Source organism: Paenibacillus etheri (genome assembly GCF_001012825.1).
Lineage (GTDB): Bacteria > Bacillota > Bacilli > Paenibacillales > Paenibacillaceae > Paenibacillus_AQ > Paenibacillus_AQ etheri.
Map to the genome: position 1 here is coordinate 79299 of NZ_LCZJ02000028.1, position 24073 is coordinate 103371.

At 43.8% G+C, this 24073-nt stretch carries 20 protein-coding genes; 6 read left to right on the top strand and 14 right to left on the bottom strand.

The window, feature by feature from the left end; genetic code table 11:
* Positions 1-64 precede the first annotated feature (64 nt).
* Both UQ64_RS17930 and UQ64_RS17935 read left to right on the top strand, forming a co-directional pair.
* Positions 65-1012, top strand: coding sequence for a DMT family transporter (locus UQ64_RS17930; RefSeq protein WP_060624901.1), 948 nt, complete (start codon positions 65-67; stop codon positions 1010-1012).
* A 12-nt stretch (positions 1013-1024) separates the two neighbouring features.
* The gene (locus UQ64_RS17935) at positions 1025-1828 is read left to right on the top strand and encodes a Cof-type HAD-IIB family hydrolase (protein WP_060624902.1); all 804 of its coding nucleotides are present in this window, start codon (positions 1025-1027) and stop codon (positions 1826-1828) included.
* Positions 1829-2108: 280 nt separating this feature from the next.
* On the opposite strand, the gene UQ64_RS17940 is transcribed toward UQ64_RS17935, so the two are convergent.
* The gene (locus UQ64_RS17940; protein WP_209445829.1) at positions 2109-3869 is read right to left on the bottom strand and encodes an ABC transporter ATP-binding protein; all 1761 of its coding nucleotides are present in this window, start codon (positions 3867-3869) and stop codon (positions 2109-2111) included.
* A gap of 56 nt (positions 3870-3925) precedes the next feature.
* A complete protein-coding gene (locus tag UQ64_RS17945) occupies positions 3926-4495 on the bottom strand; it encodes a GNAT family N-acetyltransferase (protein WP_060624961.1) in 570 nt (189 codons plus the stop codon).
* Between the two features lie 314 nt (positions 4496-4809).
* Between UQ64_RS17945 and UQ64_RS17950 the strand changes: the two genes are divergently transcribed.
* Complete coding sequence (locus UQ64_RS17950) at positions 4810-6021, top strand: sugar efflux transporter (RefSeq protein WP_060624904.1); 1212 nt, start codon at positions 4810-4812, stop codon at positions 6019-6021.
* 42 nt (positions 6022-6063) lie between these two features.
* Here UQ64_RS17950 and UQ64_RS17955 read toward each other — a convergent pair whose 3' ends face one another.
* The 5 genes from UQ64_RS17955 to cysT all read right to left on the bottom strand — a co-directional run bounded on the left by UQ64_RS17955 (position 6064) and on the right by cysT (position 11129).
* Entirely contained in the window at positions 6064-6855 is a 792-nt protein-coding gene (locus tag UQ64_RS17955; RefSeq protein ID WP_060624905.1) for an MBL fold metallo-hydrolase, read from the bottom strand.
* 209 nt (positions 6856-7064) lie between these two features.
* Positions 7065-8132, bottom strand: a complete 1068-nt coding sequence (locus tag UQ64_RS17960) for a sulfate ABC transporter substrate-binding protein (protein WP_060624906.1) — start codon at positions 8130-8132, stop codon at positions 7065-7067.
* A 321-nt stretch (positions 8133-8453) separates the two neighbouring features.
* Positions 8454-9518 (bottom strand): sulfate/molybdate ABC transporter ATP-binding protein, encoded by a 1065-nt coding sequence (locus UQ64_RS17965; RefSeq protein WP_060624907.1) that lies wholly within the window; start codon positions 9516-9518, stop codon positions 8454-8456.
* Position 9519: 1 nt separating this feature from the next.
* Complete coding sequence (locus UQ64_RS17970) at positions 9520-10317, bottom strand: sulfate ABC transporter permease subunit (protein WP_060624908.1); 798 nt, start codon at positions 10315-10317, stop codon at positions 9520-9522.
* Positions 10314-11129, bottom strand: a complete 816-nt coding sequence (cysT, locus tag UQ64_RS17975; protein ID WP_060624909.1) for a sulfate ABC transporter permease subunit CysT — start codon at positions 11127-11129, stop codon at positions 10314-10316. Before cysT ends, UQ64_RS17970 begins: the two co-directional genes overlap by 4 nt.
* A 205-nt stretch (positions 11130-11334) precedes the next feature.
* Between cysT and UQ64_RS17980 the strand changes: the two genes are divergently transcribed.
* Positions 11335-11736 carry a secondary thiamine-phosphate synthase enzyme YjbQ gene (locus UQ64_RS17980; RefSeq protein WP_060624910.1) on the top strand — a complete coding sequence of 134 codons (402 nt, stop codon included), beginning with the start codon at positions 11335-11337 and terminating at the stop codon, positions 11734-11736.
* Between the two features lie 143 nt (positions 11737-11879).
* Here UQ64_RS17980 and UQ64_RS17985 read toward each other — a convergent pair whose 3' ends face one another.
* The 3 genes from UQ64_RS17985 to UQ64_RS17995 all read right to left on the bottom strand — a co-directional run bounded on the left by UQ64_RS17985 (position 11880) and on the right by UQ64_RS17995 (position 14585).
* Positions 11880-12461 carry a TetR/AcrR family transcriptional regulator gene (locus UQ64_RS17985; RefSeq protein ID WP_060624911.1) on the bottom strand — a complete coding sequence of 194 codons (582 nt, stop codon included), beginning with the start codon at positions 12459-12461 and terminating at the stop codon, positions 11880-11882.
* A 4-nt stretch (positions 12462-12465) separates the two neighbouring features.
* On the bottom strand, positions 12466-13098 hold the full coding sequence (locus tag UQ64_RS17990) for a YigZ family protein (protein ID WP_060624912.1): 633 nt from the start codon (positions 13096-13098) through the stop codon (positions 12466-12468).
* Positions 13099-13229: 131 nt separating this feature from the next.
* On the bottom strand, positions 13230-14585 hold the full coding sequence (locus UQ64_RS17995) for a glucose-6-phosphate isomerase (RefSeq protein WP_060624913.1): 1356 nt from the start codon (positions 14583-14585) through the stop codon (positions 13230-13232).
* 235 nt (positions 14586-14820) lie between these two features.
* Here UQ64_RS17995 and UQ64_RS18000 point away from each other — a divergent pair, with 235 nt between their 5' ends.
* Positions 14821-15720, top strand: a complete 900-nt coding sequence (locus UQ64_RS18000; RefSeq protein ID WP_060624914.1) for an NAD(P)-dependent oxidoreductase — start codon at positions 14821-14823, stop codon at positions 15718-15720.
* 253 nt (positions 15721-15973) lie between these two features.
* Here the strand turns inward: UQ64_RS18000 and ppnP are convergent, their stop codons facing one another.
* Together ppnP and tkt are read right to left on the bottom strand one after the other, a co-directional pair.
* Entirely contained in the window at positions 15974-16291 is a 318-nt protein-coding gene (gene ppnP / locus UQ64_RS18005; RefSeq protein WP_060624915.1) for a pyrimidine/purine nucleoside phosphorylase, read from the bottom strand.
* Positions 16292-16324: 33 nt separating this feature from the next.
* Positions 16325-18367 carry a transketolase gene (gene tkt / locus UQ64_RS18010; protein ID WP_060624916.1) on the bottom strand — a complete coding sequence of 681 codons (2043 nt, stop codon included), beginning with the start codon at positions 18365-18367 and terminating at the stop codon, positions 16325-16327.
* A 303-nt stretch (positions 18368-18670) separates the two neighbouring features.
* Between tkt and UQ64_RS18015 the strand changes: the two genes are divergently transcribed.
* A complete protein-coding gene (locus UQ64_RS18015; protein WP_060624917.1) occupies positions 18671-19303 on the top strand; it encodes a hypothetical protein in 633 nt (210 codons plus the stop codon).
* A gap of 66 nt (positions 19304-19369) precedes the next feature.
* Here UQ64_RS18015 and UQ64_RS18020 read toward each other — a convergent pair whose 3' ends face one another.
* Both UQ64_RS18020 and UQ64_RS18025 read right to left on the bottom strand, forming a co-directional pair.
* Positions 19370-20149, bottom strand: coding sequence for a GNAT family N-acetyltransferase (locus UQ64_RS18020; RefSeq protein WP_060624918.1), 780 nt, complete (start codon positions 20147-20149; stop codon positions 19370-19372).
* Positions 20150-20244: 95 nt separating this feature from the next.
* Positions 20245-24072: a PKD/REJ-like domain-containing protein gene (locus UQ64_RS18025; protein WP_060624919.1), complete on the bottom strand. Its 3828-nt coding sequence runs from the start codon at positions 24070-24072 to the stop codon at positions 20245-20247.
* Between the last annotated feature and the right edge of the window lies 1 nt (position 24073).

Here is a 24073-nt window from a genome sequence, read left to right on the forward strand (position 1 = left end):
TGGACAACTTGACCTTGTCGTTCTTACAAGGACGGCATTTGCCGAAGAGAGGATGACCTAAGAAGTGAAGCGTTCCCGTATGGCCGATTTCAGCCTGCTACTTGTGGCGATGATGTGGGGATGCACCTTTCTGATTGTTCAAAATGCTGTCAAAGTGCTCCCTCCACTCGCGTTTAACAGCATCCGCTTTACAGGTGCTGCCCTGTTGCTGGCTCTAATCACTTTTATTTTTCACCGCAAGGAGTGGAAACAGCTAAGTTTCCGCATGGTACGCGATTCTCTGCTGCTAGGCCTTTTTTTGTTTATGGGCTATGGCTTCCAGACCATGGGACTTCTATATACAACCACCTCCAATACCGGGTTTATTACCGGTCTATCGGTCGTATTGGTTCCGTTTCTCTCTCTGGCACTACTAAAGCACGCCATTTCACGTTACACTTGGTTCAGCGCGGCGCTTGCCGCAGTAGGTCTTTATCTGCTGACATTCACCGGCTCTGCTTTGTCTCTGAATAAAGGCGATGCTTTGATCTTGCTCTGCGCCATAGCTTTTGCGCTACAAGTCGCATATACTGGCGTTTATGCACCTCATTATCCGGCGTTGCCGCTGGCAACCTTGCAGCTCGCCTTCGTTGGACTGTTCAGCATTGTCGCTTCGCTTATCTTTGAAGGAGCTGGACCGCTGGCACACAGCGCAGAGCTTATCAAGGAACCGGATGTGCTCTGGGCACTTTTAATCTCCATTGGTCCTACCAGCGCTTTTGCCTTCTGGATTCAGACCGCCTGCCAGAAGTACACTACGCCATCTCGGGTAGCTATTATTTATGCCACAGAACCTGTTTTCGCTGTTCTGACAGGCTTAGCCTTTGGTGGGGAAACACTCGGTGTGTCCGCTCTGCTCGGTTGCGGTTGTATTCTGGGGGCTATGCTTATGGCAGAGCTAAGTCCGGAACCGGGTCAGAATCAACATAAGAAGAGTTATTTTTCCAAATTACATCTATTTAGAAAGAGATAAGGAGAGAGACAAATGTACAAATTGATCGCGATTGATATTGATGACACTCTAATTAACGATGACAAGGAAGTAACACCCGCTACACAGACTGCGCTTGAAGAGGCTGTAGCCGCTGGCGTTGTTGTAACCCTTGCTACAGGCCGAGCTTATGCTTCTGCGCAAGCCATTGCCCGTCAAACTGGACTTAACGTGCCAATCATCACTTATCAAGGCGCACTCGTTAAGAACTTGCTCGATGAAAAAGTACTATATGAGCGTTACGTGCCACAAGATGCGGTACACAAGCTGTTCACTTACTGCGTGGAGCATAATCTGCATTTGCAAACTTACATTGACGACAAGCTGTATGCCCGTGAAGACAACCAGAAGATCAAGGATTATACAGACCTGAACAAAACGCCATATTATATTGAACCAGATTGGGAGAAGCTTGTCCCACAAAAAACACCAAAAATGCTGATTATCGATGATCCTGCATTTTTAGATGAACTGGCTCCAATTCTACGTGAATTGCTCGGCGATTCCGTGCATATTACCAAATCCAAACCACAATTCCTAGAAATCATGCATCATGAAGGAACCAAGGGAATTGCGCTTGAATTCCTAGCCAATCATTTTGGCTGTGATCTCTCCGAGACTATGGCTATGGGTGACTCTTGGAACGACCATGAGATGCTCGAGGCTGCTGGTCTTGGCGTTGCTATGGCTAACGCTATTCCTGCGCTGAAAGAAATTGCTGATTTCATCACCCTAAGCAACAATGAAGATGGCGTAAAATACGCGATTGATAAATTCATTCTCAATAAAGTGAACTAAATCGGCTGAACTTAATAGTTTTAGTGATAAAGTTCAGTTGCAACTACGGTGAATATTTGGACTTACGGTCGCTGTTAGGTTTGAATTTCCTGATTTAAACCGTTGTCAACGGTAGAAATTCAAACCTAAAGGCGATCGCTTACGCTCCTACAGTTCCAAACTTTCCCCTCCATTGCTCCTTCCTTTATCTCAAGTTCTTAAGTTCAATCCATTTAAATTCACTTTCTTAAGCAAAAGGGTGCTGTAACGTCATGATATATGACGTTACAGCACCCTTTTGTTATTTCAGTAAGCTCGGAACTCCTGTAGATGCAAGCTCTATTAGTTCTTGCTCACTTTCCACAGCTTCTTCCTCTTCCAGCTGAGAATAGTACAAGCCATGATATCTTCCTTCAGCTGCAAGCAGCACATCGTGGGTACCACTCTCCACAATTTCACCGTTTTCCATCACTAGAATGACATCAGCGTTCTGAATCGTTGATAGACGGTGAGCGATAACGAGTGTGGTTTTATCTCCCATTAATTTACGGATCGCTTGCTGCACCAGCTTCTCCGATTCATTATCGAGCGCAGCAGTAGCTTCATCCAGCAGCAAGATTGGAGAGTTCCTAAGAATCGCTCTTGCAATCGATAGTCGCTGGCGTTGTCCACCAGACAGGCGCGAACCTTCCTCACCGATATCTGTATCGAGGCCCTCCGGCAACTCCATTACAAAATCATAAGCGTTCGCTTGTCGCAAAGCTTCCAGAATTTCTTGTTCATCTGCATCTGGATTTCCATTCCGGATATTATCACGGATACTTCCCGTATACAGCCCGGACTCTTGCGGCACATAAGCAAAGTGACTTCTTAGCTTAGCTAGGCTCATATCACTTATCTTCTCATTATTTATAAACACTTCACCTTCATCAGGTTCATATAACCCAAGCAATACCTTAAAAAGTGTAGATTTCCCTCCACCACTCGGTCCCACAATCGCCATTTGAGCCCCTTTGTGAAGCTCTAAGCTGATCTTGTTCAAGCTGTGTTTCTCTGCTCCCGGATAAGAGAAGGATAACGAGGACATGACCATACGCTCAAATTCAGGCTGCTTCGCAACTACTTCGGGTAGAGTATTCACTTCTACAGGACTATCTAGCACTTCAAAGATCCTTCCCGCCGCCCCAAGTGATTGCTGCATCGAATTGATCAGTCCTGGTAATGCCGAGAATGGCATGACTAGATAATTCATGAGCTGTATGAAAGCAATCATCGCACCGACCTCAAGGGAACCTTTAGCCACAAAATAACCAGCAACGACCAGTGCCAGAAGAAATGTGAAGTTTCCTAGAAACGACGAAAATGAGCCGGTAGCTCCTTCAATTCGTCCCCGTTTCAATTCTTCGGAAGTAATATTCTCACTATGCTCCTGATACTGCTTCATTAGTCTGCGTTCGATGGAAAAAGATTTAAACACCATACTACTGCCTAAGATATCATGCAAAAAGGAAGTAATCTTGCTCATGTTATTCTGAATCCTCACACTGTTCTCACGCATCGCTGAACCGAAGATTTTTCCCGTAAGGAACATCAAAGGCCCCATTGCAAAACAGATCAATGCTAGTAACCAGTTAATATAGAGCAAATACCCAAATGCCGCTAGGGCAAGCAAAGGGTTACGAATCAGATCAATCATTACCTCGCCTGTAGCATTACCAACAGATTGATTATCATTAGTAAAGCGGGACAACAAATCCCCGGAATGATTACGGTCAAAATAAGACTGAGGAAGAGCTAAGGTATGCCGCATCATATCTTGCCGCAATTCATTTCTGATCTTGGCTGAGATTTTATTTTTGAGATATCGATCGATGAAACCGTTAATTGCACTCACTAATAAGTAGATTAATCCGAAAATAACCAGTCCTTTAAAAGCTTTCACATCGAGTCTAACCGCAGCATCCGTAATCACTGAGAGTAGCCAGGCAATCGTTAAATCCAGAACTATCCCAAATAAAGTCGTAAATAATAAAACCGTATATAAGAGCTTATGCCTTAACATGTATGTACTTAATCTTGTGAAAACACCTTTCTGCTTCAAAAAACCAGCCCTCTCCACTAAAATTCCACGCCTCTAACCTTGGCAAACAGCTTGCTGTCATGCATTTCCCCATCTAGCCCAAGGCGCTCCCTCCGTAAGATACCCTCCAGTGTATAACCTGCGCGCTCAGCAACTGCAGCACTTTTGATATTTCGTGCACTACACCGAATCTCAATGCGATTGGCTTCTAATTCCCTTATAGCAAAATCGGTGATTCCATTTACCGCTTCGGTCATATAACCTTTGCCTGCGCAGGAGCTTCGGATCCAATAACCAATTTCAAAATTTCGTAGTTCCCAGTTTATACGATGCAGGCCACTGCAACCGATAAAGCTCCCCGTGCCCTTATTAAAAATGCGCATATGCAATTGATTACGTTTTAAAAAATCCAGTCTGGCCTCACGTGTGAATTTCTCGGATTCATCCAAAGTCGGAATCGTTTGAGCAAAAGGCATCCAAGGTTTCAATTCCTCTAAGCTTTCACCTATAGCCACATTCATACTAATGCCGTCCCCCCACATAGGGGCGCGAATGAGTAAACGTTCGGTCTCAAAGCTCTCAGGAAATTCAATCAGGATCGGATCCATAGGATTAGCCACTAGATACTCCCCTTCCCATCGTTGATAATTATTCTATATTTGTAAATATAAGACGGTAGTCCTTTCTGATTATAAAGTATAAACATGCTTCTGAATACTGAATGCAAAAGAAATCACAAAAGGGGCATCAGAAGGCTGAGATTTGCCCTAATGATGTCCCCCTTATATCATAGAAAATCACAGTTCTTAAGCCAGCTAGTTGAGGTTTCTAGCCAAATCGCATATATATAGTTGCTGCCTTTTTCATGTATACTATAACCAGTTTGACTATTTTAACAACAATAGAGGAGTAACTTCACAACATGATCAAAAGACTTACTGCACTATTTTCAATTCCCTCATATGCCTTACTCTTTTTATGTATGTTACTGCAGGGGATGGGGATTTCACTCAGCGCACCCTTCTTGTCCATTTATTTCACGGAACAGCTTGGTGTATCTGTCGGATTGTTTGGTGTTTTTCTAGCCACCACATTAATTGCCGGGATATGGATTAGTACGCTAATCGGAAGACGCTCTGACCTCGGCTTGAATCGAAAAAACATTTACCTTGTTGCAACACTCTGTAATGCGCTGGCTTATAGCGGGTACTTGCTCATTCAGGATTTTACGATCTTGTTTATTTACATGATTGTGTTCACCGCCCTCGGTGCACCAGGCATGCCTCAATTATTCGCCATTGCTAGAGAGGCAGTGAATAAGAGCAATTTTACGGATACTGCGTTTGCTAATTCTACCTTGCGTTCTGCTTTCTCACTCGGCTTTATTACTGGTCCTTTAATCGGTACCCTGCTAATCGCTGCTGTTGGGTTTAAGGGGATTTTCTCGGGTACGATCGGAGTATTCCTGCTTGTTGCCTTACTCGTTTTCCTGTTTCTCAAATCAAAGACAGAATTGAAAACGAGTAGTACTGAAGTAAAAGTAAAAAGTTTCCGGATCGGTCAGAACCGCAATATTCTGTTGCCTTTTCTGATTCTGATACTCATGTATGTAGCTCACTGGATGAGCAGTATTAATACAGCCCTCTTTATTACAAACAATCTAGGGGGAACGACAAGCGATGTCGGTCTAGTCAGCAGTATATGTGCTGCGCTGGAAATTCCATTTATGATTATGCTCGGTCTACTTAGTGCAAAGTACAGTAATCGAATCTTGATGATGTGCGGGGCGATTCTAGGTGGCGCTTATTATCTCGTTGTCATTCTCTCTGGCGAGATGTGGCAGATGCTTGCAGCCCAAGTTCTACTCGCCGTCTTCGTAGCTGTTATTTCAGCAATTGGCATCAGCTACATCCAGGATCTGCTTCCAAACATGCCTGGGTATGCATCCACACTTTATTCTAATTCATCCACGATCGGCAGACTGCTTGGGAGTCTTGTTGGCGGGGGGTTAGCCAGTATTGTAGGTTACCGGTATTCATTTGTGCTCTGTTTTATACTCATCATTATTTCCTTAGTCATGCTTGCGGTAAGCGGACGTCACCCTTTAAATGAACCCGATAAATTAACCGCTTAATCCGTTTATTGGCTCAATCTAAATCTTCATACCCATTCTCTTCTAAAGTGAAGAGAATGGGTTTTTGTATAGTGGAATTCTCGTCCCAGACTGTGCCAGTGTAACATTCTCCGGCAAAATATATGCTTTTCTCAGATCCACATCATGTGACATATGCGTATATACTGCCTTTTTAGGCTTCACAATTTGCAGTAGCTCCGCAGCCTCCGTCATATCGTACACAGAACGAGTGGATAGCTCCGCCGCTTCGTAATAGAAGCTTGTACCAAGCACCAGCAAATCAGCTCCATGCATCAGGCGTGTCTCCTCAGCCCCTAGAGATATGGAATCTGGGCAATACACCCATGTGTAGTCCTCCTTCTCTAGCCGAAAAGCGTACGAATAACCATTCTTTCCATGGTTTACTTTCCAGGTATCTATCTTCCAGCCGTCTAGTTCTATACCTTCGTCACAAGGAATCATCTCGATGTGATTTCGCAGCCAAGGGTATTGCCGTTCGATAATGGGAATGACTTCTGCTGGTGCATAAAGTTCACCCTTAATGCCTGTCCATCGACAAGCATCCGCCCATTCTGGCAGCCCGCCAATATGATCAAAATGAGCGTGCGTCACAAGCAGTCTTCGCATATTCCGTATTCCCTGCGCCTCCATCTGACGTCGCCAGTCCGGCCCACAATCAATCACTAGAAAGTCACTGCCGTTATCTATAAGCACGGAGGAACGCAGCCTTATATTGCTCCCTTGCTCCCTCGCTTCAGTGCAGGTGTCACAGATGCAATATACCCGCGGAACACCCATGGCATCCCCAGTACCCAAAAACACCAACGTATCCATATCTTATCTCTCCTTCAGTTCCCATCAAGGAAGTCATAAATTATCATATGTCTATCTTAAAGATGCTCACCAAAATATCCCCACAAAGTGGAGCTTTGCTTCGATGCGTACTCAGGTACTTTGCGGGGGCCCCCAATATATACTTTCGTCAAAAAAGTCATCCCTTAAGCAGTAGCTCTGCTAGGATGACTCTATTTTTACACCTCTACCTATATTCCTGCAAGTACCTGATACCAAATTCCGCGCTTGGAATAAAGTGTGCTTCGCACCTCATCCCAGCCACCTAAATAATTGATATCGAAGAGGCCCGCTGGATCGGGGTAACGGCTTCTGTTCTCCGCATAGACCTGTTTATCTATGGGACGAAATCCATATTTTGCGAAGATCTCTTGTGCCTGTGGGGTTATCAAGTAATCAACTAATGCTTCTGCCGCCGCACGTGTCCCATGCTCATCCGCGTACTTCTCTACGACAGCTGCCGGGTTCTCAATCAGAATTGTATTTTTAGGAATAATGACTTCATATTTAACTCCCTGAGCAATCCGGGCCAGCAGTTCGTTCTCATAGGTGACAATAACATCACCCACTCCATACTCGAAGGCAGCCATGGACGCACGTCCGCTCTTATCTAAAGACTCCACATTTGCATGTACACTTTCTAAAAAAGCTTTGGCTGCTGCTGGATCTTTTACGCCCTCTTGCTCCTCTGACAGCTTCAGACCCGCCCCATAGATCGCGTTGATATCCCACTGCGCACCACCGGATGTTTTTGGGTTTGGGTATAACACTTTAACCCCTGGCTTGGCTAAATCTACAAAATCGTGAATTCCTTTGGGATTTCCCTCACGGGTACCAAGTGCGACTACGGAACGTGTCACCATCCCTTGTTCACCCTGCTCTTTCCACGTTGGGGCTACGAGTCCAGCCTTGACCAGCTTCTCGACATCGCCTTCCAAGGCTAACAGTGTAACGTCCGCTTCGAACCCGCCCACAATTGCACGTGCCTGTGTTCCGGAAGCTTCATAAGACTGCTGAAAGCTAATCTCCTGTCCAGTATCCGCTTTCCATTGCGCTGCAAATAACGGCAAAATATCTTCCATTGCATCCTTAGCCACACTGTATGCGCCAACGACCAGCGTGACATCCCCTTGCTTCGAAGGATCTGCCATCGTCGTAATCGCCTTCTCATTCCCGCAACCGACTGCTGCCAGCGTGAGTATGGCCAGCATTAGGGCAGCAAAACATCCGTGCAGTTGTCTGCTCCTTTTGAAATTCATTGCGGCCCACATCCTTCGAGGTAATGATTTTAATGTCTCTTTGAAAGTAGCTCTACGGCTGAATCTGAAAATCAAGTAACTGCCGCTCGGTATTTTACCGTAATTACGTGGAATGTTTGGACTTCCGGCCGCTGTTATGCTCTAATTTCTTGATTGGAACCGTATTACGGTTGAAATTAGAGCATAAAGGCGGTCGCTACCGCTCCTACAGTTCCAAACTTCCACTCCATTACTTCATACCTCACATCGGTTCCTCTAATCCTAGCTCATCACATTCGCTACTCTTCAAAAAAATTGAAAATCATTTTATTTATTTTTATATTAAATAAATATCGGCATTGGATCTTCTTTCAGGTTGTTCTCCTGGATCCAGCTTCGCTCATCATTAAACAGGTAGGCGCGGTGCACAAGGACTGAGATGTCCTGTCCCGGCTGCAAGGTTTCTTTCTCCAAGGAACGGTAGGTGACCAGCTTGTGGCCATTTACTTCAACCTCAACGAGCCATTCGCTTCCACGGAAATGCAGATGCTTTACGACACCTTTTTCCGTAGCAGAAGCCATCTTGAACTCATGCAGGTTACCAACTTCAATATATTCAGGGCGAATCAGCGCTTTGGTAGGCTTACCGTCTCCAGCGCCTTTAAAGCCTTTCACCTCAGATGCATCTTCAATCAGTGTCGACTCCCCGATAAAAGTTGCCACGAACGGTGTTTTAGGCTCCTTATAGATGTCCCAAGGCGTACCCTTTTGTTCCAACTGTCCTTGGTTGATGATCATAATCTCGTCAGCTACTTCAATCGCTTCGTCTTGGTCATGCGTTACGAAGATGGAAGTGATACCAACACGCTCAATCAGCTCACGCAGCCAAGCGCGCAGCTCCTGACGGATCTTCGCATCAATAGCTGCGAACGGCTCATCTAAGAGCAGCAGCTGCGGTTCAGGTGCGAGTGCACGAGCAAAGGCTACACGCTGACGTTGTCCACCAGATAGCTGATGCGGATAACGCTTCTCGAAGCCTTTTAACCCCGTAAGCTCTACCAGTTCCATCACTCGGTCACGAATCGCAGTTTTGCTGACCTTTTTAACTTTTAATCCAAAAGCAATATTATCAAAAACAGTCATGTGCTTAAATAATGCATAGTTCTGAAAGACAAAGCCGATCCCGCGCTCCTGAGGAGGAAGATTGTTAACCGTCTGACCATGAAAAATAATCTCGCCATTATCCGGTGTCTCCAGCCCTGCGAGCATACGAAGAATCGAAGTTTTACCGCCGCCACTCGGGCCGAGCAGTCCTATCAGATGACCTTTTGTAATGGTGAAATTGACGTCCTTGACCGCATGAAAATCTCCAAAATGCTTATTTAATCCCCGCACTTCAACATGCATATTACTGCACTTCCTTTCTTCTCTTGGTCCATTCCATCAACAACAGTAGACCTGCGGAAAATGCAGCCAGAACTAGCGCTATTCCTCCAGCAGCCGTTACATTAAAATTCTCAACATCCTGATAGACTAACGTCGTCGCCGTCTGGGTTTTGTTCATAATGTTTCCCGAGACCACGAGCACCGCACCGAACTCTCCTAGTGAACGAGCCACCGTAAGGATGACTCCATACACAACCGCCCAACGAATCGAAGGCCAAGTCACCTTCCAAAAAATAGTCCAGCCACGAGCGCCCAATGTAGAGGCAGCTTCCTCCTGCTGTGATCCAATCTCCTGCAGCACCGGCATCACTTCACGCACCATTAAAGGAAAGGTTACGAACAAGGTGGCAATGATCATTCCGGGAATCGCATAGACGATCTTCAGCCCAATCCCTTCAAAAATCGCGCCCAAGGCACTATCCGGACCCAGCAGCAGGACAATCATCAGCCCGCCGATGACAGGAGACACAGCATAAGGCAAATCAACAAGACTGTTAAGCAAGCCCTTTAGACGCCTATTTATCCAGTTCGCCCGGACAAGATACAGCGCCATCATAATTCCGAACAACGTATTTAATAACGTAACTACTATCACAACAAGCCCAGTCATCATAAGCGCATGCAGCGCTTCAGGCCTAGTCAGAGCATTCCAGAAACCACCAAATCCTTCACTAAAAGCACCTATAGCCATTTTTCCTAGCGGTGCAGCGATTAGCAGAAAAAACACCAAGTAGGTGAGTCCAATCCACAATTTTCTCATGAGCGTCTCCCCCGCATCTGCAGCATATTAATTAGCCAAAGAATCAGAAAAGATAAGGTCAAGAGAATAACAGAAACTGCTGCTGCGGAAACCGGATTATCACTTTCAACTTCACCAAAAATAAAAACAGAAGATACGAGTGTACGACCTGGTATATTGCCTGCTACGAGGACTACAGCACCGAATTCAGCAAGTGCCCGCGAGAAGGCAAGCATTCCACCGCTGATCATCCCAGGAGCCATGGAGGGTAGAATAACATGCCAGAAGACTCTAGTTCCCTTGGCACCCATTGTATATGCCGCTTCCTCTTCGGAAGGATCAAGTTCCTCCAGCAAGGGCTGAACCGCTCGAATCACGAAGGGAAAGGTTACGAAGACCATAGCGATAACGATAGCCGGTTGATGAAAAACAATTTCAAAACCAAGCGCTGCTGCAGCCTTGCCGATAAGACTACCAGGTCCGAGCAAGAGTAAAATCATCAAACCACCAACTGCCGTCGGCAGTGCAAATGGTAAATCCACAAGACTGTTAAGCAATGCTTTACCAATGAAATGATAACGAATAAGAACCCAGGCAATCATTGTTCCTAAAAAGACATTAATTAAAGTAGCGATGATCGCCAGCTTTAAGGTTAACAGCACCGACTTCCAGGCAATCGGGTCGCTTATGCTCTCCACAAAATTGCCGAAACCCAGTGAAAAAGAGTTGTAATAGACCCCAAGTATAGGCAGCACGATCAATACTACAAAATAGAGCAAAATTGTAGTTCGGAAACCCCAAGTCCAGCCTTTGTGTCTAAGCAGCGAATTCAATGATTTTGCCCTCCCACCTCCGGATAACCGGTCGGTATACTAACCAACATCTCCATTAATTATTCCTATTTATATACTTGGTTTTATATTATTACTACTTTACCAAATCCTTCTCGTTGTCGTCAATTACTTTCAAGTGAATTTGGGGTAAAATATATATAACAAAGGATAGAAAAAGTGGCACATCACAGGAAGGGGAATGTTTATGCTGCATACACTGGAGATTACTACAACGAAACGGGATGAATTACGGGATATTACTCGTGAAGTCATTTCTTTTGTGAAAAAAAGCGGGGTGCGTAGCGGGGTAATCGTAGTTTATTGTCCTCATACCACCGCCGGAATTGCAATCAATGAGAATGCAGATCCTGATGTGAAACATGATGTTCTGATGCGTTTGGATGAAGTTTACCCTTGGGAGCATCCGAAGTATCGACATGCTGAAGGCAACACTGCCTCCCACCTTAAGTCTATTACAACAGGACCTTCCCAGAGCATAATCATCCATGATGGCGAACTATTACTTGGACGCTGGCAAGGTATTTATTTTTGTGAGTTCGATGGACCAAGACGTAGGCAATGTTTCTTAAAGATTTTAGAAGGATAAACAATATACAGATGGCCGCTCCGTTATGCCTCGGAGCGGCCATTAAAATATAACTAGAATTAAATATTACTTTGATCAAGCAGAGAAGCAGTGTTATACCAATGCACAGCTTTAAAGTGAGAACTTATAAAAAAAACAGCATATTAAAGGCTGCGGCATAAAACCTTGATATGAGCTGAGGCTGCCTCTTTTACATCCTCAAATGAGACTTTATCTTGGATATAATAAGATATAAATCCGTGAGCGGATAAGAACAAGGTTAGCGGAACGTTCTGCCAATCCTCGGACACATATCCCTCTTCCTTCATATGACGGCGTACAATACTTGAGAATAAATCAAAACATCGTCCCTGCTCTGCTCTACAATAAGCTAGCAGCTCTTCATCACGAATCATGAACATAATTTCATATTGATAAGGATGATCTAATCCAAACCTTATAAACTCCATAATCAGCTGCTCTACTCGAGTCATACCTTCTTCAGGTGGCTTGTTCATTACTTGGCTCAGCAAAGCAGCCACATGATTAAAATCTTCGACAACAATGGCGTAGAACAACTCTGCCTTCTCTTTAAAATGATAATAGAGAGAGCCGTGGCTGTACCCCAAATGCTGACCGATGCTTCGCATTGAAATCGCTCGATACCCTTTGGTAATAAACAGATGCCTAGCGGCCTCTAATATTCTTTCCCTCGACAACTCCTGCTCCACTGCTCTCCTTGCCATATACCTAATCCCCTTCGCTGTAGTAAATCCGCCGCCCTTCTGTTACCAAGGCTTGCCCTTGGGTTAGATCTGTTATCCATGCCATAAATGCGTCTCCCTCATCATTTCGCGGTAAACATAACAACGTTACTTTGTCGGTGAACAAAGTCTCGCCAGTCTGAATACCTCTTCCACGAAGTTCGTTCTCAACCTTACCTAGCCAAGTGTATTCAATTTCTACGAATACCTCTCGTCTTAGCACACGGGTGATTACTTCTCCTGCTTCAAGCGCAAGCACTGCTCCATCCGTATAAGCTCTAATCAGCCCTCCGGCACCCAGCATAATGCCTCCGAAATAACGGGTAACAACAATTGCGACATTTTTAACTCCCTGGTTGCGAATTACTTCCAAAATCGGTTTGCCGGCTGTTCCACTCGGCTCCCCGTCGTCTGATTGCCTCTGGATTTCGTCTCTCTCCCCAATCACATAAGCAGAACAATTATGCGTTGCGTCCCGATGTTTCTTCTTGAGGTCTTCGATAAACAACAATGCTTCTTCTTCATTCTCAACCGGCATAACATGACCAATGAAGCGAGATTTGCGGATTACGACTTCCTTAGAACCGGAAGAGCGCACCGTTCGATATTGTTCTAACATAATTATTCCAGTCCTTATATACATATGATGTCTTCATATAATGTCAGGAGCAGCCCCGGTATTGGATTACCTATGGACTGCTCCTGGTGACTTACACTAGTATGAATGGTCTCTAAAATACTGCTGCAATACTATTCTGTAAGTCTTGCTTCCAGCTCTGCCTTTTCTTTTTCGTAACCCGGTTTGCCAAGTAGCGCAAACATATTCTTCTTGTAAGCTTCTACGCCTGGTTGGTCGAATGGGTTAACACCTAGCAGGTAACCGCTGATGCCGCAAGCTTTTTCAAAGAAGTAAACCAGATAACCAAATGTGTATGGTGTTTGATCAGGAATAGTAACGATAAGGTTAGGTACTTGACCATCTGTATGCGCGAGCATTGTACCTTGGAAAGCCTTCTTATTCACGAAATCCATAGTCTTTCCTGTTAAGAAGTTCAAGCCATCCAGATCATCTGGATCGTTCTCAATGGTCACATGATGAGCCACTTGATCTACTTGGATTACCGTTTCAAAGATATTACGGTTACCTTCTTGGATAAATTGACCCATGGAGTGTAGATCTGTAGAGAAATCAACGGAAGAAGGATAAATTCCTTTGAAATCCTTACCTTCGCTCTCGCCAAACAATTGTTTCCACCACTCTGATACAAAGTGTAAGGAAGGCTCATAGTTCACGAGGATTTCAGTTGTTTTACCTTTGCGATAAAGGGCATTACGAACTGCAGCATATTGATAAGCTTGGTTAGTAGCTACATCCGGATTACTGAACTCATCCGCAGCGGCAGCAGCACCTTGCATCATCTCTTCAATGTTAATACCTGCTACAGCGATTGGAAGCAAGCCTACAGGAGTCAATACGGAGTAACGTCCGCCTACATCGTCTGGAATGATGAAGGATTCATAACCTTCCTCAGTTGCCAATTTCTTAAGGGCACCTTTTTCCTTGTCTGTAGTAGCGTAGATACGTTTGCGAGCTTCTTCCTTGCCGTATTTCTTCTCCAGAGCTGCGCGGAAAATGCGGAAAGCAATGGCTGGCTCAGTCGTAGTTCCTGATTTGGAGATTACGTTCACGGAGAAGTCTTTGCCTTCTACTAGATCAAGCAAATGCGTGATGTATGTAGAACTGATGTTATTACCAGCGAAATAAACTTCTGGAGTTTTGCGCTTATCTTTAGAAAGGTTATTGTAAAAAGAATGCGAGAGCGCTTCAATCGCTGCGCGTGCTCCCAGATAAGAACCACCAATACCAATTACAATCAGTACTTCGGAATCGCTCTGGATCTTCTTTGCAGCTTGCTGAATGCGTGCGAATTCTTCCTTATCATAAGCTGATGGAAGATCAATCCATCCAAGATAGTCGGAACCTGCACCCGTCTTATTATGCAACTGTTCGTGTGCTAACTTAACTGGAGCGGCAAGGTTGTCAATTTCTTGTTGGTTGAAGAAAGAAAGGGCTTTGGTGTAGTCAAAATTAATCTTCTTAGACATCGGTAATGGAAACCTCCTGTTTATCTCTTTAAATTTGAAACCGCTTGTTACAACTTTATAATTAGGATACTTTAATTTGCCTTGACTGGCAAGGTCTTAGGGCACATCCCTGGCTTTAGAACCAAGTTTTCGAAAGTTTCATGGAAGCGTTTCCCCGCATCATCAGGCATGGCCGAGCTGTGGTGCTAGCCTATATGCCGTGATAGAATGAAGAAAAGGGAAGGTGGCTATACAAATGAAACAAATCGGTTTTATCGGACTTGGAACAATGGGAGCGCCAATGGCTTCCAACTTGCTTCGTGGCGGCTTTCAGGTAACGGTGTACAACCGTACAGCAGCTAAATGTAAACCTCTTGAAGCAGAAGGTGCTCAGACTGCCCTCACGCCACGTGCTGCCGCTGAAGGTAAGGATGTTATTATTACCATGATCAGTAATGATGATTCGGTTCGTGAAGTGTTTTATGGTCAGGATGGTATTCTAGATGCGCTTAAGCCAGGCAGCTTAATTATTGATTCCAGCACAATTTCTCCAGGACTAGTTCACGAAATTGCCACTGCTGTAGAAGCTCGAGGTGGACATTTTCTTGACGCGCCAGTGACTGGAAGCAAGCCGGCAGCTATTGAAGGAACCTTGGTGTTCATGGTTGGCGGCAGTGCTGAAGTCATAGAACAGCATCGCGATATCTTCGATACTTTGGGTAAAAAGCTGATACATATGGGTGAGAACGGCAGTGGCGCTGTAGCCAAGCTGGCTCATAATGCTATGGTCGGCATTCACAACGTTGCCCTGGCTGAAGGGTTCGCTATCGCTGTAAAATCAGGTGTCCCAGCTGACAAGTTCCTTGAACTAGTGCAGCTTGGTTCTGCAGGCAGCAAACAGGCAGAGCTTAAAGGCCGTAAAATCATAGAAAATGATTTCAGCAATCAGTTCTCCCTTGCATTAATGTTAAAGGATCTGAAGTTAGCCTCCGCCCACAGCGATTTCACAGGCGTCCCTTCTCCAATGCTGGGACTAGCCAAAAGCATGTTCCAAGCCGGGTTTACCCAAGGCTATGGCGATGAAGACCTGTCCGCTGTAGTGAAATGCTATGAAGAGTGGATCGGACAAAAAATGGGTTCTACTGTATCCGAATAACAAGCATAAACGGCTTCGACGTCCCTATAAGGACGATAAGCGTTTTAAGGAGAAACATATAGATCATTTACTAATGGCCGTTTCCCACAGGAATTTTCGATGTGAGAGGCGGTTTTTTTCACAAATTAATTATTACTTACGCAATTGAAAACATACGAACATTTGTTTGTATTTATAATACTAAATTATTGTTTGTAGTGCAAGAAAAAAAAGAAAAAGCCCTGCTTTTCAGCAGAGCTTTCTAGTTATGTCTTTATAGAACCGGGTAAGAACAGCAATAATCAGTTACTTCAAAAACTTCCAACGCAAATTTAGAGTTGCCAGGAACATTGAACGTTGCCGCTCCCTTAATCTCCTGCCATACCTTAGTGCCGGGAAGCAGCACTTTAAGATCGCCGGACAGAATCTCCATAATTTCAGGACCATCCGTACCAAATTCATATACACCAGGCAACATGATACCAAGTGTGACCTTAGTTCCATCCTGCAAAATTACCGTACGACTGGTTACTTGTCCGCCATAATATACATTGGCTGCTTTTTCAATCGTTGCGTTGTTAAACTGACTCATTACTTGTTCTCCCCCTAATGATTATTCAGTTAATTACAGAAGTGCTTTCACACGGCTAACTACGTTTTCAACAGTAAAGCCGTATTCTTTCATTACTCTGTCGCCAGGCGCGGAAGCTCCGAAAGTAGTGATGCCCAGGATATCACCTTGGTCACCAGTGTAACGTTCCCAGCCAAAGGTTTGTGCCATTTCGATAGCAAGACGAGCCTTAACTCCTGGAAGAATTACGGAATCACGGTATTCTTTATCTTGTTTTTCGAACAGATCCCAGCTTGGCAAGCTGATTACACGAACATCGATACCTTCTTCAGCCAAAGCAGCTTGTGCTTTAACAGCCAATTGTACTTCAGAACCAGTAGCGATAAGTTGTGCTTGTGGAGTGCCATTTTTAGAATCAGAGACAACATAACCACCACGTTTGATGTTTTCACGAACGCCATCAACTGTTCCAGCAAGAATTGGCAAGTTTTGACGAGTCAGAACCAAAGCAACCGGATTCTCTTTATTTTCCATAGCATAAGCCCATGCTGCAGAAGTTTCGTTAGCATCCGCCGGACGAATAACAGTCAGACCTGGGATGATACGCAGGGAAGCCAATTGTTCGATTGGTTCATGCGTAGGACCATCTTCACCAACTGCAATACTGTCATGTGTCAGTACATAGGTTACTGGCAATTTCATGATCGAAGCCAAACGGATGGCTGGACGCAGGTAGTCTGTGAATACGAAGAATGTTCCTCCGAATACTTTAAGACCCGTGTGCAGTGCAATACCGTTCATTGCAGCAGCCATACCAAACTCACGTACGCCGAAGTAGATGTTGCGGCCATCATAAGATTCTGGTGTGAACGATGTCAAACCATTCAAATGCGTCATAGTTGAGCTTTCCAAGTCAGCAGAACCGCCCACAAGCTGAGGAACACCAGCAGTCAGACCGTTAAGCGCACTACCGGAAGCGACACGAGTCGATACTGCTTTATCTTCAGTAGTGTAAGTTGGAAGGTTAGCATCCCAGCCTTCTGGAAGATCGCCGTTGATTACTGTTTCGAATTGTGCAGCAAGCTCTGGATATGCTTTTTTGTAAGCTGCGAATTTGTCATCCCAAGCTTTGTTAGCTGCGATTCCGTTTTTCTTCACTTCTGCAAAATGAGCACGAACTTCGTCAGGCACATAGAAATCTTCTTCGTATACCCATTTGTAGAAATCTTTGGTAAGCTTAGCTTCTTCTGCTCCAAGTGGGGAACCGTGAGTACCGCCATGGCCGCCTTTACCTTGTTTGTTAGGGCTACCATAACCAATTACAGTTTTCACTTCGATCAAAGTCGGTTTGCTAGTCTCAGCTTGCGCTTCAGCAATCGCTTTGGCAATAGCCGGAAGATCATTTCCATCTTCAACGCGCAGTACTTGCCAACCATAAGCATCAAAACGTTGAGCCACGTTCTCGGAGAAGGAAAGGTTCAATTTACCATCAAGGGAAATATCATTTGAATCATACAGTACAACCAATTTGCCCAGTTTCAAATGACCAGCGAGTGAAGCGGACTCGGAAGAGATCCCTTCCATTAGATCACCATCACCACAAATAGCGTAAGTATAGTGGTCAATCACTTTATGTTCATCTTTGTTGTAGGTAGCTCCCAATTGAGCTTCAGCCATAGCCATACCAACAGCCATACCAATACCTTGTCCAAGTGGACCTGTTGTTGCATCGACACCAGCGGTGTGACCTACTTCTGGGTGACCCGGAGTCAAGCTGCCCCATTGACGGAAATTTTTCAATTCTTCCATAGGCAGATCATAACCACTAAGGTGCAGCAAGCTGTACAGAAGCATAGAACCATGTCCTGCGGACAATACAAAACGGTCACGGTTTACCCATGTCGGATGATCAGGGTTATGTTTCATTGTTTTTGCAAACAATTGGTAGCCCATTGGTGCAGAACCCATTGGCATACCTGGGTGGCCGGAGTTTGCTTTTTCAATGGCGTCAATCGCCAAAGTACGAATCGTTGTAATGGACAGGTTATCTACAGTTGAGTTTTCTTCCTTTTGAATCGCTTGATCTTGTTCACTCATTTAATAGTTCCTCCTCTGAAATCTCAAGAATGTCATTTTGACTCTTATTGTATCATTAGTGTGGAAGCAATTCCAATTGTTTTTAAAAACTCTTTATTTGAACAGCTTATCTTTTGCAATATCGACGTATTTATATACACACAAGAACTATGAGACAAGCCAGAATTGCACTAGTCTATGGTCTAGTTTTTAATTAAGACTAAAGATTGTTTTACAATGCTCAAATATACAGTAAGATGGAGTTAGTTAAGCATAATTTTCATGCATTACCCAAACATTTCCTAGTGGAAAGGAACTTTGAACATGAGTTCGAATAAGGACATCTTTATTGTACTTACCGGTACAGGTACGGCCTTTAGTGGTTTTATAAAGTGGTTTACAAAAGCCGATCTGAATCATGCTTCGATCGCCTTTGACTGTGAACTGCGGGAGGTATACAGCTTCGGAAGAAAAAAAATGCATAATCCATTCGTGGCAGGTCTAATTCAGGAGAACTTTATTGACCCTTTTTATAGCAGTGCTAATTGTTCTATCTATCAGTTGCGTGTTAGCGCTGAAGAATACGATACGATGTACAATCACGTCCAAGGGATGATGCAAAATCAGGAACGTTATAAATATCATCTTTTAGGGCTAATTGGTGTGCTTCTGAATATTAAAATCGATAGAGAAAATGCTTATTTTTGTTCCCATTTCGTTGCCTCTTTATTTGAAGAAACTGCAGTTCAGCCTGTGAATAAACCTTCCTGCTTCGTTACACCGGAAGATTTCGCTCTTTCACTCTATGCAAATAAGATTTTTACTGGAAAACTATCCTATTATTTACGTAGAGCTCAGAGAGCCTCTGCACGCCCATCCTCTTTACCATTACATACTACTTCGGTTGCCGCACGAATGATGCGAATGAATGAAGACCGTACTGAAGGGGTCGTATAAAAGGTTCTATGCTTGTGAAAAAGGACTTAGCGGATTGTATTCCGCTAAGTCCTTTTTAATTAACCATCAAATAATAAATTCAACCATGTTCTGTTTGCACATAAGCTCATAACCGATGGATTGATATAGATAAATTGCACCTACATTCTCCTCAATGACATTCAAATACACATTTGAGGTAACCCTTCTCCCCGCTCGGGTGAGCTCTGCGCAGATCTTTTTTCCGTAGCCTTGCCTTCTCCATCTTACATCCGTTCCGATGTTCCCCAATTCAACGTAATCTTCGCTATAAATATGGTATCCACCTACCGCAATCAGCTCATGTTGTTCCATCACACCATAGAACGGATACTGTAATTCTTCTTTTGAGAACGCCATTGTATCTAAATCGGCCATTTTCGACTCAATAAGCTCAAAATAAGGAGGACCCAAATGTAAAACGCTTGTATCCACCGGTGGCAACGCTTCTTGATGGATATGCTTCATTAGAAGCAACTTTTTGGGAGACTTAACAAGCTCAAGCTGTGAAGCAAGTACAGCCATAACTTCTTCATTCACGATTACATTACCGACAGCATTGTCAGGTAAATTCAGTTGTTCTTTCGTAAATGCAAGCACGGACCGGAGACAAAATGACTTCTCCACAGGGAATACGGAAAAAGCATAGAACGAAAGCCCTCTAAAAAAAGCCAATACGCCGAGCAGCTCCCCCTGCTCTGTAAACTGTCCATAGTGTACCGTATTATGCTTACGAGCTGTAAGGTATGAATAGTATAAGAAGTGCTGTTCCCTATTAATCGAACTCAAGATTGATTTCATTTCCGCTGGTGTTAACTCTCGAATCATATCTCCTACCCCTATCAATGTTTGATACAATACTTCAACATTAACATGATCCTGTGAAGTCACGCAAAAAAGATGGGGTAATATAGGCTCCTACTCTATTTAATTCGATGACTTTGGAAATACTCCGACCAATATGATGATATAACGACTGTAACTGTATCCGTTTTGGTGTTATACGCATTCTGAGCCGTAAAAGTAAATGTAACAGGGCCGTCTGGTAGCTTTTCAAAAGAGCTATCGTACATTTCACCTGTCCAGAAGGTTTTATCGTCGTTAGTTGGGCTAAGCTGCGTAGTGAACCCTCCGACCATGGTCACTTGCACAGTATCCGGGAGACCTGTTGCTGTACCTTGCAGAACAAAACGTTCTCCTGCCCAAAATACGTTATAGCCTCTTGGACTTTCCTCATTGCCGCTCTTTTTCAAATTGTAGCCTTTACGGTTGTTGTTCCACTCTTCGGTGTGCTTAACGCCACCTTTAATAGTTAATAGATTAACCATGAGATATTTTCGAGGAGAAACATTACTCCAACTGAATCCGTCAAAAACTTCAACCTCGACGGCATACTTTTCGTTCTCGATCAGTGAACCGGCTGGAATCTGCCATTGCTTAGCTCTTGATACTTGCTCACCAGATTGTACCTTAATTGCACCAGTGGCCAAGGTAATAATTCGCACCTTATAACGTTGCTGCAGATCTCCGTCCTCATCTTGATAATCCCATTTAAGGATTGGTGTGAGTGTACTTGCAATTGTGGGCTTGGATGGATCAATACTGGTTGGATACGTTACTGTTGCCGTCGGAATGCGGTTGACTACTGTGATGTTCTGTGAAAGCTCGCGGTACAATCCCAGTGAATCAGTTACGAGTTGTCTAATGGTAAAGACGCCGTTAGATGTGAATTGCTTTGTGAAATCTTTTTGGGCGCTAGCAAGAGTCTCTGTACCACTTGATGGCTTTAAGTAATATTTATAACTGATGGTATCTCCTTTTGGCTCATCCGGATCAGTTGCGTTACTCTTAATGTTCAGAACGTCTGTCCGGTAGATCGGTACCTTAGTCGCATCTTTACCAGTATCTGTGATCAGAGTAAATCCAGGCTTAGGTGCGTTATCGATGATGAATGTTTTTTCATTTGATACATCTGACCATGAAAATTTGGAGTATGCTCGACCTTGCACTGTAAAGTATTCAAACCGTTCAAATGTATTATTTGGGATTTGATATTGTCTGAGCAGTCCAGTAGGATCCGGATTTTCTATCGTGGAGACTAATAGACCATCCTTCGTAAAGAACTCTAACCTGTATTTCTCCTGTAGATCATTTTCCGGATCTGCGTAAGTCCATTTGATTAATGGATCGCCTTGTTCCGCGTCAATCACAGATGGGTTCGTTACTGTACCTGAAGGACTAGTTAAAGTCATAGTAGGTGCCAAGTTTTCTTTCACTTGGACTTGCAATCCAGCGATATTCGACTTATCTCCTATTTGATCGATTGCCCAATGTTCTAGCGTATATACCCCTGGATCTGAGAAGGTAAGCGTAATATCCCGAGTAAGATATGATTTCATTTCACCAGCACTGTTCGATACTTTCCAGTAGTATTCTAACGAACTTTGATCTGATGTATCCTCATCGATATCCCCTGACGTAAATTGTTTCGTATCATACTGATTTACGGATGAAGGTCCGTTAATCTTAGCAACAGGAACATGATTCTTAACCATAAATGTACGCGTCGCATAAGAGCTTAACTTTACATCAGAGGCTGTGAGCTGCATTTCCCAACCATCAGAAATGGCCTTTTTATGTGAGATACCGTTACGATTAATAAGATCACGAATGGTCATAGATTGATAACGGTTGTTTCCCGCCCAGTAATAAGGAGAGTCATTAAACTTTGCATTCCAGGCATAAGATAAAGCATCTCCATCTTCATCCGGATCTGGTGTTAAGTTATCCATTGTGATGATCGTGTCGCGGTAAATTTCGTTAGGCATTGTAAATGCTGCAGCCGGTGGATGATTGACTACCTGTACATTTTGACTGTACCAATCCGACCACAAGCCACGATTATCATGTACTTGTAGATTGAGTTGATAATTCCCTTCACCGAATGATGCGATATTCGGCGGTGTTGTCGCTCCACCCCAATGTTCCCATACTTTATTCCATCCGTCTTTGATTACAGTCCAGTAATATACATCTAATGGATCATTATCTGGATCGAAAGATTTGTCTGTAATGGTCGTAGATTTACGATAGGAAACGATATTCGGATCAACGGTAAATAGCGCAACGGGTGGTAGATTAACAGACGCATTCCCCACAGTACGTTGACACCAATCACTCCATACACCGACTCCATTATCTCCATCCACATCACGGACTCTTAAACGGATGTCGTAACTGTCCTTTTCAAAAACTCCCCCAGGTGGCTGCCCGTCGATCCACATCTCATTAACGGTCTTTTTATATTGCCATTGCCACTGCATAATCCCTTTATCAGAACTTGTAATATGATCTAAATCATAGGAGGAATCTATTAATTGAACATTTCCATTGATAAGCCTTGCTGAAAAAAGCGCTATTGGCTTGCGATGGACTTTAAAACTCATCGTAGATGCGGCATCTTTACTCCACATCTGATATTCAGCAAAGCGAGCATCCTGTTTCGGTATATCCTTAGCTTGATAACTCACTACATATTGTCCGGTATACGGAAATGAAGTGTAAAGGCTCGTCCTCCATAGTCCTGAATCCCCTATAATACCCATTGAATTATCAAAATAATTCGGATCATGATCATATCTCACTCGATCAGCGTACTTAGCATCCCACTCATAATCTTCGTAGGTGGTACCGCTATTCTCTATTGAACTATTAACGAGAACAAAAGCATTTCGCTTCAGTCGGTTTGTAACCTTAAACGTCATATTCACGGATTCCGACATATTTGAAGGATCCGCTACTTTTACAGTCATCGTATAATCGCCTGGCGGAATCGAATCAGCTACAGCGTCTACGGGGATAGAGAAATACTGATATCCTTTCGTTTGAGATACTACCGTCTTCCTATAAAATACATTTGATATCTCCGCACTTACGATAAGATCATCATTATCTGGATCGTGGACATATCCCTCGATGTTAAGTGTGTTGCGTCCAGGCTCGTTCTGCAGGACTTGATTATTAGGTGTATTTAACGAAATAGTAGGTGGACTATTAGGTATCAAAGGAAATACTTTTTGAAAAGTATGACCTATGTACGGCCCTCCATATCCTTTATCTGGATTAAATCCACCCCATGAATCCTGTTGACCTGCACCAACAGCGTAGTTAACTACTAATCCTATTGGAAGTTCACCATAACTTAAATTCCCTAAAACATTTCCATAAGCATCTGTCGCTAGATTAAATGTATGATCAAATCTATTATCATCAAACGGTCCAGCAAAAAAGCTCCTGTACAATGGGGTCCAATTGGTATTTGGATTTGACCAGTGGCTCGGACAATTATATTGGTAGACTGGTAAATCTAATGGTGCTCCCTCTGGTATTGCCGCTACACATAACTCCGCTCGAACGACACGTCTATCTAGAGCACTTTGTGAAGGAACCAAGTTGACTCCTACAGTCAATGTTGCATCCGAACTAAGGTCAAATGTAAGTTGCTTAGTGGTACGATTAAATTTAATATTCGTTAGCTTTTGGTTATTTATTGTCCCACGCATAGTACCATAATTCCATCCAGCGTCATAAAAATCACCATCAGCGGGTATATTTATATCTTTATAAGTGATGAAATTAGGGTCACCAGTCGCAGCCTCTGCTGTCTGAAGATACACTCCCTGACTAGGGAAAACTCCGAATAGGAAAGTGATTATAATTACTAGTGAAAGTATTTCTTTTGTCTTTTTCATT